The sequence below is a fragment of the Kineococcus sp. G2 genome, assembly GCF_037154035.1.
GTDB lineage: Bacteria > Actinomycetota > Actinomycetes > Actinomycetales > Kineococcaceae > Kineococcus.
Genome location: NZ_JBBBEM010000125.1, coordinates 1 through 393 on the forward strand (window position 1 = coordinate 1; position 393 = coordinate 393).

Here is a 393-nt window from a genome sequence, read left to right on the forward strand (position 1 = left end):
CACCGAGCCGCACCAGCGATGCCGGCGAAACCAGCACACCAGCGAACCAGCACGATGAGGAGAAGTTGTCCGGTCCCTCAGGACCCAACAGTGCGCCAGGCACCACCCACACCCCTCGACAGCGCGTTCCAGACCGGATTCCTCCAGCCGTACTAACACCCCACAGAAGATGAGCAGTGCCGTGTTGATGTTCCACCCTCGAGCACCGGCCACCAGACACTCGCTGGCAGAAACCGGCTCCCCTCGAGCACACCCCGAACGACACGACGGTCGCCCGAAGCTGAACGCGCTCGAGCAGTTGCTCCTTAGAAAGGAGGTGATCCAGCCGCACCTTCCGGTACGGCTACCTTGTTACGACTTCGTCCCAATCGCCAGTCCCACCTTCGACAGCTC

The 393-nt window shown here is 62.6% G+C and carries 1 rRNA gene; it reads right to left on the reverse strand.

The annotated features are described in order from the left end of the window. Positions 1 to 309 precede the first annotated feature (309 nt). Positions 310 to 393 (reverse strand): 16S ribosomal RNA (locus tag V9U69_RS17385); the annotation flags it as partial.